This is a genomic window from Sporofaciens sp. JLR.KK001, from assembly GCF_036941055.1.
In the GTDB taxonomy this organism is placed as follows: Bacteria; Bacillota; Clostridia; order Lachnospirales; family Lachnospiraceae; genus Sporofaciens.
In genome coordinates this window covers 1565401-1583074 of record NZ_JAYMNO010000001.1, presented here as the reverse complement: position 1 = coordinate 1583074, position 17674 = coordinate 1565401, and the positions used below count along the sequence as shown (strand labels likewise).

Here is a 17674-nt window from a genome sequence, read left to right as displayed (position 1 = left end):
TGGCATGGATAGCAGGCGCTTATTACTCAAGAATTAATGCAATGATGTACTAGCACCTTTCAAAATCGAGCCTGTGTTTGGGCAGGCCCGATCATGATGAATTACTGTAACAGTGAAGGTATCTGAACTGTTACGAATTACTCTGCTTTTGTCGGAAGAATAGATTCCACTTCCTGATGCGGACGCGGGATCACATGTACGGAGAGCAGTTCGCCGACTCTCTGTGCAGCCGCGGCTCCGGCATCTGTCGCAGCCTTAACGGCTCCTACGTCTCCGCGAACCATAACGGTAACCAGGCCGCCGCCTACGAATTCTCTTCCGATCAGATAAACGTTAGCCGCTTTTACCATAGCATCTGCTGCCTCTACCGCGCCGATCAGTCCCTTTGTCTCGATCATTCCTAATGCATCATACTTTGTCATTTTTATTTCCTCCTGTTTTATAAATAATTTTGTTATTTAATTATCATTAATTTGGTTTTTGAGTTAATGCAGTATGCATTTGCCTCTTCTGTATCAATATGGCACTCCAGAGCGCCTTTGTCATCCGCACGGACTACTACATTGTCCATGATCCCGGCCCTTGGCCCGTCGACCGCCAGTTTTACCTTCTGCCCGTCATGAACCCCGTAAGCTTTTGCCTCCATAGGATTCATATGTATATGCCGCTGAGCCACGATAACGCCTTCTTTGATCTGTACGGAACCCTTCGGCCCCACCATGATGATACCGCCGCTTTCCGCAAGATCCCCGGACTGCCTAAGAGGCGCCTGTAAGCCTAACTTAAACATATCGCCGGCAAGGATCTCTACCTGATTCTGCTGCCTTGTGGGCCCCAGTACCCGGACCTTTTCGATCACGCCTCTCGGACCGCACAGCGTCACGCACTCTTTGCAGGCGAACTGCCCCGGCTGGGACAGATTCTTGATCCGTTCAAGCACGTAGTCTTTTCCGAAGAGTACCTCAACCGCCTCTTCTGTCAGATGCACGTGACGGTTGGAGATCCCTACCGGGACCAATCCCTTTTTTGCATCCTCTGTATATGCGTCAGAGTTGGAAGATTTCACAGATTCAACTGCTTTTAAGAACAGCTCCAGAATCTCATTATAGCTGTTATTATCCATTCTACTCTCCCTTCATGGCATTCACCAGCCCATTGATCATATCCTTCAACTGTTCAAGATTGATCCCTTCATCTGACGATGCCATCTTCCTGCTGTCGATGTCCTCCGAGACAGTCTGTGTACCTGCCACGCAAGCCGCATGAGCCGCTGCCATCGGATTTCTGACGAAGCTTGCCGGTGACTGTGCGTCACATCCGCAGCTGTTGCATCCGGTACTGTAAGAGATCGGCGTTGCCGGAATAGACGAACATGTCTGGCTCTTTGCTGAAGCATCAGCGCATACATGGAACGTCGGATCATCACTGGCAAGAGTAACCGCATCCTTGATCCCATAGCATACCGTCTTCTTATTGATGAGATGCAGCGGCGTTACATTCTCCGATACGGAGCTTCCGCCCATGGTTCCGCAGCCAAGCGTGAACGCTGGTGCAAGCCCGGTACTTAATCCGGTTCCGCCCATACTTCCGCCGGTATTGACAAGAATACGAGACGCCGGCTTAACTGCAAATTCACGGACGATCTTCTCGTCCTGGGTATGCAGGTTCATCGTATGCCCGATCCCGTTCTGGAGCAGCTTCATAGAGAGCTCGCACGCCTCATGCCAGTCGCGTACAACATAGAATCCAAGCACGCAGGTCAGCTTCTCGTATGACAGGAGATTCCCTTCTCCGACACCGCTTTGCGCTCCGATCAGCACGGTCGTATTATCCGGTACGCTGATTCCTGCGCCGTCTGCAATGACCTTGGCAGATCTTCCCACATACTTCGCATTCATAGTATGGCCGTTTTTAAACAGTACAGAGCATACCTTTTTAACTTCATCAGGATTCATAAAATATGCTCCCTGCGCCTTCAGCTCCGCAACAACCGCGTCGTGATTGCACTCTTCTACTATGATAGACTGTTCCGACGCACAGATGGTACCGTTGTCAAATGTCTTGCTCGCGATAATATTCGATACGGCTTTTTTCACATCGGCAGTACGCTCGATATAGGAAGGAGAGTTGCCCGCCCCTACTCCGATCGCCGGTTTGCCTGCACTGTAAGCAGCTTTTACCATGCCCGGACCGCCTGTCGCGATGATCAGCTTGACCGCGTCGTTGTGCATCAGTTCATTCGTCGCCTGCATCGTACACATAGACAGGCATCCGATCGTATCCGACGGCGCCCCTGCGTCTACCGCCGCCTGTGCCATCAGCCGCGCAGCCCTGGAGGTGCACTTAAGCGCTGACGGATGCGGGGAGAACACAATTGCATTTCTCGCCTTAACCGCTATCAGTGATTTGTAGATCACCGTTGACGTCGGGTTCGTAGAAGGGATGATACCCATGATCAAACCGACCGGATCGGCAACCTCAAACATCTTGTTCACAGGATCCTCTGAGATGATCCCCTGAGTCTTCATATCTTTGATATAATTATACACCAGAGTCGATGCTCCGTGATTCTTATATATTTTGTCCTGCACTTTTCCAAAGCCAGTCTCTTCTACAGCCATCTGCGCCAGTTCTGCCGCGTGTTCCTCTGCGGCTCTGACCATATTCTGCAGAATCTTGTCGATCTGATCCTCCGAGTATTTCGCAATACGCTCGGCGGCGGCGGAACCATATTTGCAGAGATCCCTCGCCTCCTGTATGGACCGCAGATCAAGATCCATGTTATCCATAATATTCCTCCTCACTATGATTCAGTGTAGAAATCTTTCAGCCAATCCAGCATTTCTCTCTTTGTCATGTTTGCCGCCGATTCGCTGTTAAGACTCGTTTCCGGATATTCGCCAAGGAGCATTTCTCTTATCTCGGCTGTTCTAGAGCGTTTCAGCGCTGAAATTGCCTTGTCGATCCCGTCTGTTTCCACGGTACTCTCAACATATGCCCTGTTTGCTCCTGCTTTCTTCGCCTCAGATTCCGGGTTCTGATCCGGTTTTTCTTCCCCGGCCGCTTCCGGCTCTTCCTTAGAGGTCTCTTCTTCTGCCGTTTCCGGCTCTTCCTCAAAGGCATCTTCTTCTAATTTATCTTCTGTGTTCTCAATCTCTTCCTGTTCCCAAACCGGATCTACAGAACCGATCATCGAACCGTCAAGGCTTTCATGCGGACGCGGGATCACATGTGTGGAAAGAATCGTTCCTCCCATTCTGGCAACCGCAGACGCCGCTGCATCCACGGAAGCCCTGCACGCCGCAACATCTCCTGTGACCGTAATGGTGACGATACCGCCTTTTACGAATGTTCTTTCCACCAGACGTACCTCGGCCGCCTTAAGCATAGCGTCCGCACTTTCAATGGCTGCGATCAGCCCTCTGGTTTCAATAAGACCTAAAGCCTGCATATATCATCCTCCTAATTGATCAGTATGTTGCATAAAATGCCTTTCCAAGTCCTTTGGCGCCAAACGCACACTTGATTCCCTTCTTGATAAAGAACACGTCGCCAGCCTTCGCTTCATATACTTTTCCGCCGATCGTAACAGTAATACAGCCGCTTATGATATAATAGATCTCCTGACATTCGGTTTCCCAGCCAAAGTTGACGTCGTCAATCGTAATAATGCCCGCCGCTATGGAAGATCTGTCGTCTGCGCCTATGATCTCCCTATAGTTGACCTTGCCTGCCTGTGCAGGATCGCCTGTGTCTAAGACCTCCGTCCTGACACTGCTGCCGCGGATTAATTTGAATCCTGCCGGATCGTACTCTGCCTCATACGGCTTACTGTCCGCCCCGCATGCCGCGAGCATGTCATTTAGAAGCCCGCTCTTTGAAAGGCTCGACAGGACTTTGAAGATCAGGTCCGCGCTTACTTCTCCTTCCGGCGCCCCTGCCGCTGCAGTCTTATGATCCTGACAGCAGGAAGCAGACGGCGTCTCCTTTGCTGCCGGACATGCGCCTTCCTCGATCGTCATGCCATTCGCGTTGATCGCGTCCATCGCTGCCGGCGTAAGCAATGTATTCCCGTCTGTATAGACGATACTCTGCCCGTTTGCTTTCATCTCATTCACAGCGGCTACATCAATCAGTCTTTTCATTCTTGTCTTTCACCTCCTGTTCTATTCTTCAAAACAGCAATCCTCGTCAATAATTCCGATGATCGCTGCATCGACCGGAATATTATCGTTTTCTAACATTCTGCGGGCAGAAGATCCCGTGGCCACAAGTACCCGGTCTCCGATCCCCGCGCTGATCACATCTGCCGCCACCAGTCTCTTACCGGCTTCTATTCCGCCTATTATCTCAACAAGCATCAGCTTATAGCCGTTTAGAAGCTCTGATTTCCTGGTTGCCCAGATATTATCGATCAATCTCGCTGTCACCATAATTCCTCACCTCTTACAAGCTCTCCTTGATCTTCTCAATCGCAGACTCTACCGAAGAAGTGTCTCCAAATATCGCCAGCAATATCATATTCTGCGGGCAGCTTCCTCTGATGTCCTCTACCGTGACACCGACCGCTTTCTCGGCGATATCCGCCGCCGCGATCATCTCGATCAGCCTGCCCTGTACAAGCCCAACCGCACCCACGTGCCCAAGCGTCTGTTTGCTGCCTGAGCCTTTCCGACGCTCTAATATATCAAGCGTTCCTTTTGTCGGGGATTTAATGATCCGAAACTCCATATCTTCTCCGCCGTCCTATCTCTCTTTGTCAGTACAACTATATGCGATTCCCAGAGGCGTCACAAACATGGGATCTATCGGTTTATAAGTTGGTATCCTGGTATTCTTCTCAATGATCTCTTCGATTCCCGCCAGGCAGCAGGTACCGCCGACTAAGGAAATACTGTCGACCTGATACCCTTCAATATGCCGGCTGATGATCGCGGATACTTTCTCGATCACAGGCTTTAACACAGGCAGTATCTCTTTATGATTCGCCCTATCTCTCTTGAAAAGCTCTGCTTCCTCAAAGGTCTTCCGGTAAGCGCCGGATAACACCAGGGAAAAATGCGTTCCTCCGGTAGGCTCATCTGCCACGTATACTACCTTTCCGTCTTTGAAGATGGATATTCCCGTAGTTCCGCCGCCGATATCTACCACCGCGCCGTTCTGTATACGGAGAACTTTATTCGCCGCAGTAGACTCGTCTTCCAGCGATGTGATAAGATAGCCTGCCGCTTCCACCACATTCTTGACTGCTCCTCCATCCAGGGTATCTGTCCCCGGCGGGATCGCCGCCGCCGCATATACTAATTCTTCTACGCCGAGCTTTTCTTCCAGTTCTGCTTTCATCCGGCGGACGATATCAACCGCTCCGATGTAATCCACGACCATTCCGTCCCTTACCACGTCTGCATATTCATAGGCTCCTGCCACAGGCTTGCGGTTCTCATCCAGAACCACGGTTACTACACATGCAGTTCCAAGATCCACGCCCACATAGTAGACGGAACTCTTTGATCGGACCGGGTGTTTTACCACCTGTTTAAATTCTTCTACAAGTTCGTCGCAGAACTTGAAATCTATTACGTCCTTCTGCATGTTTTCACCCCCGCCGCCATACATATCAGCTGTGACAATTTATTGATGATCTGATTGACTGCCTCTGTCACTGCCTCCTGGCGCTTCTCCTCTTTGTCTGCGCTCAGCGCTTCTGCAGCGCTGAGCCTCATCGCTCTGATCTTAGCCCGCAGGGCATTCATCTGAACAATTATTTTTCCGTTCGGCGACTGTATATAGAAGTCTGTAATGTCAAAACAATTGCCCAGGTCCTTACCGAAATGATCCTTATCCATCCCTGTGCATCCCTCAAAGCTGATATTGAGATCTGCCGCTCCATCCGTCAGAAGAGTCTTGATCCTGCCGAATTCATGCCCGGCTTTTGACATCTGTCCGGCGATCTCAATATCCGTTTCGATGATCTGGCTCGTTATGACAAGGAATTCCGCTTCCAGAACTTCCACATCGCTTAGAAGCTTTGCAATTGCCAGAGAATCCTTCTTTGAATCTGCTGCTTCACAAGCCTGGCAGGCTTCCGGTATCCGTTTGCGGTCCGTTTCCTGCACCTTAACACTTCTGTCTGCACCGTCCTCCAAAAGGGTAATCCTCCGATCCGACAAAAACTGTCTTGCACCTGGCGTCAAACGGGTATTTTTCTCAATTCTATAGTCTGTAAAAGGCTGTTCATTGAACCTGGCACGAAGATCATATTCTGTTATAAATTTCATTCTCTCCTCCATCCAATGCTCCGTACTACGTTCTGGTGATCGGCGCAACGGTGAATCCCAGCATATTCTTCAGTGTATCGGTGACCGCCGCAAGAGCGGTCTCCACACTCTGGACATCACCGCTTAAAAACACCGATTCCGTAAAACCATCCAGAAAGCCTATCTTCACATTCGCCGCTTTCACGGCTATATCTGCTGCAATGATCGCTGTCTCATAAGGCGAAAGCGTAAGAATCCCGATCGCTCCCGCCTCTTCGATCCCAAGCCTTTCATAGATATCTTGCATGGGTGATGCGATCACGTGTGCAATTGTCACCTGTTTCCCGGGTACCGATTCTTCAATGATCCGATTCCTTATATCGGAGCTGTCGTCAAGAAATCCCATTTTCCTTCCTCCATCAATGCCGGATTACCGCTACCGGTAAATCATACCCGCTGATCCATTTTTCGATCCTGTCCAGATCTTCTGCCGAAAGAGAGGGATCTCCTTCAATCTGATATTCCATATCAAGCTGTTTATACTTGTTGACGCCCATCTTGTGATAAGGCAGCAGGTCTATGCCCTTAAAATTATTGTAATCCTGATACGGCGTCAGCAGTTTTACGATTCCCTCAATATCTTCACGCCTGTCGTTTACTCCTTTTAACAGAGGCATCCTGATCTTGACATTCTTATTATTTCCCAGAAGCCACTTCACATTTTCAATGATCAGTTCGTTCCGGACGCCGGTCCACTCATAATGCCGTTCTGAATCGATATGCTTGATATCAAACAGGAACAGATCTACAAACGGCGCGAGCATCCTTAGATTCTCTTGTCTCACATAACCGCAGGTCTCGATCGCGGTCCCGATTCCCGACTTCTTGCACGCAGACAAAAGGCTTCCTGCCGCTTCCGGCTGGCTGGTCACCTCGCCTCCGCCAAGCGTCACCCCGCCTCCTGACATCATGTAGAAGTCCTTATCCTCCATTATGATATCCAGAAGCTCGGATATGCTCTTTTCCTCTCCGGCAATGTTGAGCGCCTTGACCAGACAAGCCGACTCACACGCCCGGCAGCCGATGCACTTCTTGCTGCGGTCGATCAGATGTCTGCCTGTATCGGCTGACGTCTGATGGACGCCGTTCGGACACACCGCAACGCATCTATTACAGTTTACACATACGTCAGCCTTAAACATCACTTTGAATTTCCGTTCAAGGCCCTCCGGATTCGCACACCACTTGCATCTGAGCGGGCATCCCTGAAAAAATATCAGAGTCCTGACGCCGGGGCCGTCGAATGTGTTATACTTCTGCACATTAAATATGACTGCCTTCCGTTCAATATCTTCATTTTGCACTTCGCTCATAAGTGAACTCCTTCATTCCGTGTAATCGTCTAAAGTTTTGTCAGCATAGTCCTGCTGATGATCTCGTCCTGAACATCCTTGCACAGCTCGGTAAAGAACGCGCTGTAACCTGCGACACGTACCACAAGGTCTCTGTGGCTGTCCGGATCCTTCTGTGCCTCCAGCATAGATTGGTTATCCACATAGTTGAACTGCATCTCGCCGTTGCCGTACATACTTGCCGTGCGCAGCAGTGTGATCAATCCCTGTTCGCCTTCCATTGTGTCAAGAAGTCCCGGCATCAGCTTAAAGTTATGTACCAGGCCTATATTCATATTGTCGTTCGCCATCTTTGATACGGACTTGATGATCGCCGTCGGTCCCTTGTAATCCGCGCCTTGTGTCGGGCTGATACCGTCGGACAGAGGCAGCCATGCCTTTCTTCCGTTGGCAGACGCGCCTGTCATCATACCAAACGGTGTATTGTTGGAAATTGACAGCGTACCGTGGCTCAGATGTGAGAATAAGGTCTTATATTTTCTATGCTCATGCTCTGTGTATTGAATGATATCCGCACAGATACTATCTGCATAATCGTCATCATTTCCATACTTCGGTGCGTCCAGACAGTCTCTTCTGATCTGCTCATATCCTTCAAAATCAGCAAGAAGAGCCTGATTCAGCTGTTCCAGAGTATACTTCTTATCCTCGAATACAAGCTTCTTGATCGCTGCCATGGAATCTGCGTAGGTGGCAAGTCCTGACCATACGACGCCCGGGCCGTAATTGTACATAGCTCCGCCGGATTCAACTCCGTAGCCCTTTTCCATACATCCTTCGTACATAATGGACATCAATGGCTTCGGCGCCAGTTCCTTGTGTACTCTCTGGGAGATCACCGTCATAACATCCGTCCATTTTGTGATGTAGTCGATCTGGTTCTTAACAGCCCGGTCGAACTGCTCAAAAGTCTGATACTGGGTAAGCGGTCCTTCATCCGGTGTTACCTGTTTGCCGTACCAGAGCGGAACTCCGTGGTTCAGCGTAAGTTCAATGGCGATCGGCCACTGTGTATAAGAAGTCGAAGTCCACTGATATAACCGTCCTGCCTTCTGCGGCTCAACACAGCCCATGAGACAGTAATCTCTTGCATCCTCTACAGACACGCCCTTTGCCAGCATCATCTTGATATGCGTATCGTCGAAATGACAGGCCGGGAATCCCATACCCGCACGCACAACATCTACGATCTTACGCAGATATTTCTCAGGAGATTTATTATGGATACGGCATGCAAGCGACGGCTGATAGATCTTCGTGTGTCTTACCGCGTCCATCAGCAGGTATGTCAGATCGTTGGTCGCATCTGCACCGGAACGTGTACATCCGCCGACGCACATATTTACAAACGGCTGATATCCGGCGAAGAACTTGGAACCGCCCTCAGACGTTACCCACATCATCTCGGACATCTTGATCAGCATACAGCTTGCAAGCTCAAATGCCTCATAATCGTTCATACGCCCGGCGTCGATATCTGCCCGATAGTACGGATACATATACTGGTCCACACGGCCGATCGACATACCCGTCTGGTTTTCCTCTACAGGAAGCAGGGATTCAATGGTCCATACTGCCTGAATCGCTTCCCAGAAGGTTTCCGGTTTATATTTTGGAACTCTTGCATTGATCTCTGCGATCTTCTCAAGCTCTGCCCTGCGCTGCGGGTTCGTCTCCTTTAACGCCATCTGGCGGGCATAGTCTGAGAGGCGCTGGGCATAGATCATAACGCCTTCGGTCGTATCGATCACAGATTTGTAGAAATAGATCTTATCGATATCCTCTGGATTCGTGTAGCTTAAATGGTTCAGCGCTTCCCTGGCTTCATTCTGTATATCGATCATACCCTTCTTCATGGTGATCACGTCATAGCCCGGATTGGAATCGCCGCCGCCGTTTAATGCATGATAGGAACAATCGGATACAAAGGACTCGCCGGATAATTCCCAGCCGCCGCATTCACGGTACTGGCCTTCGCAGTATTCGTCTACAGATTTTCCTTCCCAGAATGGGAACAGAACTTCTCTCATATATTTCTTATCTTCTGGTGAAATATAGAACGGATCCTGGTCACGTGTCTCGATGGTATCCAATTCATCCTGCATCCACCGCCATGCGATATCGGGAGCGAATGCACCGGCTCTCGGCGCTCCTGTCGGGTTGCCGACGATCAGCTCATTCTCCTGGATCACAAGCGGAGCCGTCTCACAGCAATAACGGAAACATTTTCCGCGAAGCAGGATCTTCGGCATTCCCGGATTCTCTTTGTAAATCTTGGTGATTGCTTTTGCACGATGTGTTGTGATGGACGGTTTCCAACTCATATACTGCCTCTTCAAAGCCAATATACGCTCTGTCGGTCCTTCTGGAATAGCTGTCCCGTGATTTGCCGTTCCTGCATATCCGTCCTTACATCCGGACGCGCAAGACGCCGGCGCCGGATCTTCTTTTGTAATCTGCTCGCTCATTCCCTGGAACATCTTCTGGATCGCCTGGCGCTCTGCCGGCGTCATATCCCTGGTTGCTTCTGCGAGTTTTGTAGAAAATTCACGAATATCCAATTTTCATATACCTCACTTTCTTTTTTTGTTTTTCATTTATTACGATGCAGAGGAAACCGCCTCACCGATCAGACGCCTGATCAGGCGCATCCCCTCTTCACGTTCCATTTTGCGTTTCTCCTTAATTTCCGCCAATTGATCACCGCAATATCTCCTGATATATGCGCTGTCCCGGATACCTGCCCCGACCGTGCGGATATACACAAGATTCAGCGGCGATACATTCTCCGACGTGATACCCTGTCCTGTCACGCCGCTTCCAAGCGTCATCGCCGGGAACAGAGCCGTAGTCACGCCCATACTGCCAAGCGACGCCGGAGTATTGACCAACACCCTCGCCACCGGCTTTTTGAGTGCAAACTGCCGGATCACATAATCGTCCGCTGAATGGATCACCAGCGTGTGCCCGCCGTTCTTGGCAAATAACAGCTCGATGCATTTCTCGCAGGCATTCTGCCAGTCATCCTCGATATAGTACGCAAGCACAGGACAAAGCTTCTCTTTGTTATATGGATTGTCGCTCAGCGCGTATTTCCCTTCGGCGATCAGCAATTCTACCTGCCCGTCTACGGAAAATCCGGCTCTTGACGCCAGACGTTTTGCAGAAATCCCGACGAATTCCGCATTGATGCTTCCGTCGCTGTTGTAAAGCAGCCTGCCTAATCTGACGGATTCTTCCTCCGTCATAAAGTACGCTCCCTGCGCGGTCAGTTCCCGCCGTACTTCCGGTTCGATACACCGCTCCACTACGACGGACTGTTCCGCGGCAGATACCATTCCGTAATCGAAAGTCTTGCTTTCGATAATGTCGCTGACTGCCTGCTTCACATCGGCGGTTCTCTCGATAAACGCAGGTCCGTTTCCGCTTCCGCCGTAGATCAGCGGCTTGCCGGAACGGTTCGCCTCATCCAGAAATGCAGGAACTCCGGTATTCAAGATCAGATTCACCTCAGGATGCCTGATCAGGGTATTGGTCCCTTCCCTGTCCACTGCGTGCAGATAGGAGATCCCATATTCCGGCATACCGTGTTCGCAGGCGGCCTTGATCAATATGTCCAATGTTCTTCCGACTGTCTTAACTGCTCTTGGATGCGCGGAAAAGATAATGGCATTGCCCGCCTTTACTGCGATCACCGCGTTGAAGATGGTGGTAGATACCGGATTGGTAGACGGCACCAGCGCCGCGATCACTCCTAAGGGCACTCCCACTTTCGCCGTGCAGTTATCTGCATCTTCCTCTATAAATCCGACGCATTTCATATTGCGGATCTTTCGTCTTACCGATTCACAGATAAAATAATTCTTTGCAGCCTTGTCTTCTGCCTTCCCGTAACCGGTCTCCTCATGGGACAATAAGGCGAGTTCTCCCAGATGCATAACTACTGCGTCAAGCATTCCTTCCACAATGGTGTTGAGCTTTTCCTGAGAGAATTGGGCAAGCTGTTTTTTTGCCATCGCTGCATTTTCAGCTAATATCCTGGCTTCCTGGATGGAGAGCAGATCATTGTCGATAATATTCATGTCGTCTCCTTCCCTTAAGCGTTCTAATCGATCTGCGGAAGGAGTTTATCCAACCGGTAACGCTCTGTGATCTTGTACAGATCCGGATGCGGGCTTGCGATCACCACGGAACTGTACAGATTGCCTTCCATATCCTTCACCGCCTTCACGCCGGCATCTACCGCACTCTGGCAGGCGGCAATGTCTCCTGCAACCAGTACTGAGATATAGCCGGAAGCTGTGTTTTCATAGCCCACCAGCTCCACGTCAGCGGCCTTTACCATAGCGTCAGCGGCTTCCAGTACAAACACAAGACCAAACGTCTCTATCATGCCTAAAGCATTATATTTAGCCATAAGTCTTCCCTCTCCCTATGTATTAATAAATGTCTACATCGTGACAGGATACGATATCACCGATGATCCGAATCGGTCTAGGTATCACATGCACCGCCGTCACCTTGCCTATCTGTTCCGCGGCTCTTTTTCCTGCGTCAACGGACGCCCTGCATGCGGCAACGTCTCCCTTGACCATAATCGTCACCAAGGTAGAGCCCACATTTTCATACGAGACCAATTCGACATCAGCTGCTTTCAGCATTTTATCACACGCTTCTAAAGCAGGAACCATGCCTAATGTCTCAACCATTCCCAAAGCCTCTTCGCCGTAATATCTCATTGTCTCCTCCTTTCTTGATCCTCCTGAACGTAACTGTCTTTGATATTGTCTTTGATATCCGGCAGTTACATTATTTATTCCTTTTATAAGGTATCATTTCCCTATCGGTCAAAGTCAATATTGTACATTTCAACTTATTTTTATCTGCATTTTTGTGCAGTTTTTATAATGAAAATCCCCGTTAACCTTCTATCCAGCGCTCTAAAAAAACTTACAGCCCTTTTTTTCCTGTTTTTACAGATTTTTCCCCTTTCCCCTAACGGGAATTCTGCCCCGTACTTCTTCTGCCTTCTTACATCAGTACGCGGCTGTAAAAATCCATGATTTTCTCGTAGATCATACGCACCGGATTTTCGTGTTTCTCCAGATGCGAAATGATATCCTGGCAAGCCAGCAGCAAGGTCCCCTCCGACCATGTCTTAAGTTCACCGGAAAAATACAGCCGGATAGATGCGCCGCCCTGATTGTCATACGGATCGCGTCCCCAGGCGAGCATATTGGGATACTGCTTTTTCACGTCCTCATAACAGTTCATGAAAGTAACCGTCATACTTTCCACCAAACGCATCTTGCGCGGACTAAGCCGGGGCAGATGCGGACTCAACTTTTCCTTAAACCAGATTGGATCGGTTTCTTCCATCATCCAGGAATACTTTTCTGTTATCAGGTTTCGTTCTGCCTTCTGTGCGTCTTCTATGTCTTGCAGATAGCTTTTCAGCGTATTTTCCGCAAAAATGCTGTGCTGAGCGCACCGCATAATATAAAACGTGTCATAATCATCCTGGCAGGAAGCGCGGCCGCCTATGTTCTGTACCTCAGAAAACATTCGGTATTCTTCTGAGATGATCTGATTAATCAATTCGTCTTTCGAGTTGTATTCTCTGTTTTCTGCCATTTTCTTTCCTTCTCTTTCTATCCTTTTCGCCGTAAGATCTTTTTTCATATATCGGGATACTCTATCCATAATCTGCCATCACATGCAGGCTGCGAAGCCAATCGTCCTGGATACCGCTCATTATAGAATTCCCGTGGGGTTCAAGGAAATCGCCGTTACTTGTAGAATAGCCCTTTTTCCTTAGTTCACAGACGATTTCATCGCATATACTTTCTATCAGGATTCTTTTCTGTACAGCATTCTTTGATGAATCTTCCAGCCGGACAAAGGCTTTCAGATCGACGGCTGCATTCCGAAGCTCTGTCAGCGTCTCCACTCCCCGAAACGCCCATTTATAGAACGGCATATATTTCTTATTCAGCAGGTAGATCACAGAAAGAGCAGCTCTGACGAACTCTCCGCCTGCCAGATATGCGCTCTCCCATTCCCCTCTCCTACAGCAGCGTACATAGTTGTATTGCCCTGCCTGCGCCATGGCTACCGTCTTTGCCGCCAGCTTTTTTCGGATCACATCCTCTGGATAATAGGCAAGCAGATATTCCCGTCTGCGTGTAAATTCTCCGTATGGATCCTCAAATACCGCTCCGTTTGTCGCAACGGAAAGGAAACCTTGCGGAATCTGGAACCATTCCTTTGTGTCAGCCGGAATGTGCAGGATTCCGGTATATTTCCTGTAGAATCCCTCGACCGTCATGATACCGCGTCTGATAAGCGTCTGTCTTGAACTGCTCCTTTGATATCCGCGGTATGTCTCAGGCAATGCGTCGTATGCCGCCTCCAGCCTGCCTCCGTTCTCCTGATAGATCCGCTCCGGGATCCAGATACAGAAATCCGGGCCGAAATCATGGTCCTGTGATATATCATCATCATAGCCAAAACATTCCGATCCCTCACCGACCAGCCCTGCCGCGGCATAACCCCGAAGCTCCTCCAAGCCGCCGGCAAATAATTGCTCCTTACAGAATTCATAAAAACTCTGGGATAATTCCATTCCCTTCAACCTTCTTCACCTTCCTTCTGACTCTCTGTAGATCCTCCATGATCTGATCGTAATCGCAGGTATGTCCAAAATCCCGCTCTATCAGCTTCGCCGCCCGGATATACCTCTCCTCGGCGTTCTCATAGTACCCTTGCGCGTCGTCCAGATTCCCAAGGGCATACACCGCGTTCGCATAATGAATATCCCTGTCTCCACTGCTGTTCTCATATAACTGCAATGCGTGCATAAGATTCTGCCTGGCGTCGGAAAAGGCGTATTCCTTTGCCTGCGCCTGACCCAGATTCGTGTAAGAAGTCGCCAGCTCACCCATACACTCCGGCAGTTCTCTTATGATTTCTATTGCCCTAAGCGCCATATCCTGCGCCTCCTTCGTCCTGCCAAGCTCCCGCAAGACGGCGCTCATATTGTTGTATAACGCGGCTCTCTGATATGCCTCGCCTCCAAGCCTTTCCAGTATCTCAAGCGCCTGCCGGTCGATGCCGTATGCCTTCTCATAAGACTTCCGGGCAATATGCACGTTGCCGAGGTTGATCAGCGCCGACGCATAGTTGCGCGTTCCCTTCAAGCCCATCTGTTCAAGCCCTTCCATCACCTTCTCATAAGTCCAGAGCGCTTCGTCTGTGCGCCTCATAGCGCGATACAGCCCTCCCAGTTCATTGCAGACTGAAACCACGCCCTCCAGGTCTTCAAGATTACCGGCTCTTGAAAGAACCTCAAGCATATAAGGCTCTGCCTTGTCCATCTCTTTCTTCTCATACAAACTGTCCAGTACGCTGTAAAATTCCTGTATATCAACCTTTCCTTTCATCCGCACCCTCCGTTCTGTTCATAGATTCCAGAATTTTTTTTAATTATACACTTTACACATAACGGGAAAGTCAATATCTAATAATGGAAAGATTTAGGGAAAGATATAGAGACGGCTGATATTGCTGATATTTGGAAACCCTCTCTTGTCAAAGACGGATGTATGATGTTAAAATTAGATTGCAGTTCTTAAGTGACAGTTCAGATTTAACGGAGGGAAGTCGAATGGCACGCAGATTTAACATCACTGGTTTCTGTAATCCGCAAAAACACTACATGGTAAGACTTGACGACAGATTGAAGATCATAAAAGAAACTTATGTTGACAATGAGGAGTATTTCATCATCAACCGGGGGCGTCAATACGGAAAAACCACAACGCTTAAGGCTCTGGCTAAGTATTTAGAAAAAGACTATATAATTTTTTCACTGGATTTTCAAAAGCTTGCAACCTCCAACTTTGAAAACGAAACCGCATTTTCAAGAGCCTTCGCCCAAAGTCTGTCCGCAGCCCTCCGTATGATCCCGTCAGAAGATACTGAGAAATTGGAGGAGCGGTTATCGGCTTTAAAAATCGATGCTCCAAGCACAGGCATGATCGAATTATTTGGCTGCTTAAGCGATATGTGCAAGATCAGTCCGCGTCCTGTCGTGCTGATGATCGATGAAGTTGACAGCGCAAGCAATAACCAGGTATTTATTGATTTCCTGGCACAGCTTCGCGGATATTATCTGGAACGTGAGAATACGCCGATCTTCCATTCGGTGATCCTTGCGGGCGTATATGACATTAAGAACCTGAAATTAAAATTGCGTCCCGAGACGGAGCATCTATACAATAGTCCCTGGAATATTGCCGCAGACTTTGATATGGATATGAGTTTTTCACCCGCACAGATCATGTCCATGCTGGAGGAATATGAGGCTGACCGCCATACGGGAATGAACGTTCCTCTTATGGCAGAAGAAATATATCAGTATACCGCCGGATATCCCGTTCTGGTCTCTTCAATATGCAAATTTATCGATGAAAAACTTATTCCGGGCAATGAATGTGAAAATCCGGCAGACGCATGGGGGAAAGCCGGAATCGAGAAAGCCGTAAAAAGGCTCTTAGTCAATTCCGTCCCATTGTTCGAAAGTATGATCCGGCATCTTGAAGAATATCCGTCAATGAAACAGATGTTTCAGGCTATTTTATTCCAGGGAAATGAATTCTCATATAACCCGGACACTAAGGAAATCAATCTTTCCCATATGTTCGGATATGCGGTCAATAAGAACGGAAAAGTACAGATCGCAAACCGCATCTTTGAAATGCGTCTTTATAATTATTTTCTTTCAGAAGAGGAGCTTTCAAGCAAAATCGGCGCCCTGGCGCAGCGGGATAAAAGTTACTTCATTCATGACGGCCGGCTTGACATGGATATGACTCTGAAAAAATTTGTAGAATATTTCAATGACATTTACAGTGACAATGATGATAAGTTCATTGAAAACCACGGCAGGAAAATCTTCCTGATGTTTTTGAGGCCCATCATCAATGGTACAGGGAATTATTATATCGAGGCACAGACAAGAGATGCACGGCGAACCGATGTTATCGTAGATTATCTTGGGGAGCAATTCATTATTGAACTAAAAAAATGGTATGGTACCGAATACAACGCAAGGGGTGAAGCGCAGTTAACTGATTACCTGGAATATTATCATAAGGACAAGGGTTATATGATCAGTTTTAACTTTAATAAGAACAAAAAAACCGGTATCCAAGAGATCCGGTTTGGTGATAAGATCATTGTAGAAGCTGTTGTGTAAATCACACCATCCCGATAAGCAGAAAAACAAACCGCACGGATACAGAAACAGCCAGCCCCCAAATTTACGGACTGACTGTTTCAGCATCGTATTATTATCAAGTAGTATCATATTAAAATCTCTGCGGCTTTGCTAAACTTCCGGACAATTTTAATTATCCTTACCAGCCGGCAAAGTCTGCATGAGAGCAAAAAAATGTTCAGGCTTACCGGTACTAAAATATTCATACCACGCTTCCAATGTATCTGGCTCGAAAACACCTAAGCGCTCAATAATCTGTTTCGCCCACAGCAATGCTCCGGTGGAACCTGCCGTAATAAGACCGCCATCTGTCACAGATGGTTTGTCTGCATATAAACTCTGCCCCTGATAGCCGGTAGAAACCATTTCAAGAAATCCCGGTCCATTGCTGGTACGCCGACGCTGATCCAACAGCCCATGATCAGCAAGCGCTGCCGTTGCACCACAGATTGCACACACCGTTGCACCTACATCGAGAAGTTCCTCTGCCTTTTTAATAATAGCTCTATGCTTTGGGGTATTCCACGTGTCTGCGCCCGGCAAAAGCAATACGCTGTGAGTCCTTTTTAAAAAACCTGCCAGAATTCAACTCCGAAATAACATGCCCCATTTCCCAGTCAGCTAACGTATCAAGAACATAAACATAGATCGTATACATAAATTTCCTCCTTTTTCATCGTTTTATTGATTTGTCTGCTTTATTATCGTATCATATAATTGTTGAC

At 48.6% G+C, this 17674-nt stretch carries 21 protein-coding genes; 1 reads left to right on the top strand and 20 read right to left on the bottom strand.

The genetic code is table 11. The features are described 5' to 3' along the window. Positions 1-137 precede the first annotated feature (137 nt). From VSQ62_RS08575 to VSQ62_RS08490, 18 genes are all read right to left on the bottom strand, one after another. Positions 138-422, bottom strand: coding sequence for a BMC domain-containing protein (locus VSQ62_RS08575; protein WP_016221973.1), 285 nt, complete (start codon positions 420-422; stop codon positions 138-140). Between the two features lie 32 nt (positions 423-454). Then, entirely contained in the window at positions 455-1123 is a 669-nt protein-coding gene (locus VSQ62_RS08570) for a phosphate propanoyltransferase (protein ID WP_016221972.1), read from the bottom strand. Position 1124: 1 nt separating this feature from the next. Next, complete coding sequence (locus VSQ62_RS08565; RefSeq protein WP_334634304.1) at positions 1125-2789, bottom strand: acetaldehyde dehydrogenase (acetylating); 1665 nt, start codon at positions 2787-2789, stop codon at positions 1125-1127. A gap of 14 nt (positions 2790-2803) precedes the next feature. Next, complete coding sequence (locus VSQ62_RS08560; RefSeq protein ID WP_334634302.1) at positions 2804-3451, bottom strand: BMC domain-containing protein; 648 nt, start codon at positions 3449-3451, stop codon at positions 2804-2806. Positions 3452-3470: 19 nt separating this feature from the next. Continuing rightward, the gene (locus VSQ62_RS08555; protein WP_016221969.1) at positions 3471-4145 is read right to left on the bottom strand and encodes a cupin domain-containing protein; all 675 of its coding nucleotides are present in this window, start codon (positions 4143-4145) and stop codon (positions 3471-3473) included. Positions 4146-4166: 21 nt separating this feature from the next. Continuing rightward, entirely contained in the window at positions 4167-4433 is a 267-nt protein-coding gene (locus tag VSQ62_RS08550) for a EutN/CcmL family microcompartment protein (RefSeq protein ID WP_016221968.1), read from the bottom strand. A gap of 13 nt (positions 4434-4446) precedes the next feature. Further along, positions 4447-4731 (bottom strand): BMC domain-containing protein, encoded by a 285-nt coding sequence (locus tag VSQ62_RS08545; RefSeq protein WP_016221967.1) that lies wholly within the window; start codon positions 4729-4731, stop codon positions 4447-4449. A gap of 15 nt (positions 4732-4746) precedes the next feature. Continuing rightward, positions 4747-5592: an ethanolamine utilization protein EutJ gene (eutJ, locus tag VSQ62_RS08540; RefSeq protein ID WP_016221966.1), complete on the bottom strand. Its 846-nt coding sequence runs from the start codon at positions 5590-5592 to the stop codon at positions 4747-4749. Beyond that, complete coding sequence (locus VSQ62_RS08535) at positions 5577-6278, bottom strand: hypothetical protein (RefSeq protein WP_334634300.1); 702 nt, start codon at positions 6276-6278, stop codon at positions 5577-5579. The genes eutJ and VSQ62_RS08535 overlap by 16 nt, the downstream gene beginning before the upstream one ends. Positions 6279-6303: 25 nt before the next feature. Further along, entirely contained in the window at positions 6304-6663 is a 360-nt protein-coding gene (locus tag VSQ62_RS08530; protein ID WP_016221964.1) for a BMC domain-containing protein, read from the bottom strand. 13 nt (positions 6664-6676) lie between these two features. Continuing rightward, positions 6677-7630 carry a choline TMA-lyase-activating enzyme gene (gene cutD / locus VSQ62_RS08525; RefSeq protein ID WP_016221963.1) on the bottom strand — a complete coding sequence of 318 codons (954 nt, stop codon included), beginning with the start codon at positions 7628-7630 and terminating at the stop codon, positions 6677-6679. Between the two features lie 29 nt (positions 7631-7659). Then, positions 7660-10230, bottom strand: coding sequence for a choline trimethylamine-lyase (cutC, locus tag VSQ62_RS08520; protein ID WP_016221962.1), 2571 nt, complete (start codon positions 10228-10230; stop codon positions 7660-7662). 39 nt (positions 10231-10269) lie between these two features. Then, positions 10270-11751 carry an aldehyde dehydrogenase family protein gene (locus tag VSQ62_RS08515; protein ID WP_334634297.1) on the bottom strand — a complete coding sequence of 494 codons (1482 nt, stop codon included), beginning with the start codon at positions 11749-11751 and terminating at the stop codon, positions 10270-10272. 23 nt (positions 11752-11774) lie between these two features. Further along, positions 11775-12086: a BMC domain-containing protein gene (locus VSQ62_RS08510; protein WP_016221960.1), complete on the bottom strand. Its 312-nt coding sequence runs from the start codon at positions 12084-12086 to the stop codon at positions 11775-11777. Between the two features lie 22 nt (positions 12087-12108). Beyond that, positions 12109-12408, bottom strand: coding sequence for a BMC domain-containing protein (locus VSQ62_RS08505; RefSeq protein WP_016221959.1), 300 nt, complete (start codon positions 12406-12408; stop codon positions 12109-12111). Between the two features lie 292 nt (positions 12409-12700). After that, positions 12701-13303: a DUF4125 family protein gene (locus VSQ62_RS08500; protein WP_334634294.1), complete on the bottom strand. Its 603-nt coding sequence runs from the start codon at positions 13301-13303 to the stop codon at positions 12701-12703. A gap of 61 nt (positions 13304-13364) precedes the next feature. Next, positions 13365-14294 carry a DUF4037 domain-containing protein gene (locus tag VSQ62_RS08495; RefSeq protein WP_334634292.1) on the bottom strand — a complete coding sequence of 310 codons (930 nt, stop codon included), beginning with the start codon at positions 14292-14294 and terminating at the stop codon, positions 13365-13367. After that, positions 14269-15111, bottom strand: coding sequence for a tetratricopeptide repeat protein (locus tag VSQ62_RS08490; RefSeq protein WP_172498810.1), 843 nt, complete (start codon positions 15109-15111; stop codon positions 14269-14271). The genes VSQ62_RS08495 and VSQ62_RS08490 overlap by 26 nt, the downstream gene beginning before the upstream one ends. 224 nt (positions 15112-15335) lie before the next feature. Between VSQ62_RS08490 and VSQ62_RS08485 the strand changes: the two genes are divergently transcribed. Next, the gene (locus VSQ62_RS08485) at positions 15336-16928 is read left to right on the top strand and encodes an ATP-binding protein (RefSeq protein WP_334634290.1); all 1593 of its coding nucleotides are present in this window, start codon (positions 15336-15338) and stop codon (positions 16926-16928) included. Between the two features lie 150 nt (positions 16929-17078). On the opposite strand, the gene VSQ62_RS08480 is transcribed toward VSQ62_RS08485, so the two are convergent. Next, positions 17079-17498, bottom strand: a complete 420-nt coding sequence (locus tag VSQ62_RS08480; protein WP_334634288.1) for a DJ-1/PfpI family protein — start codon at positions 17496-17498, stop codon at positions 17079-17081. Then, positions 17455-17607, bottom strand: a complete 153-nt coding sequence (locus VSQ62_RS08475; protein WP_334634287.1) for a hypothetical protein — start codon at positions 17605-17607, stop codon at positions 17455-17457. Before VSQ62_RS08475 ends, VSQ62_RS08480 begins: the two co-directional genes overlap by 44 nt. Positions 17608-17674: the final 67 nt, after the last annotated feature.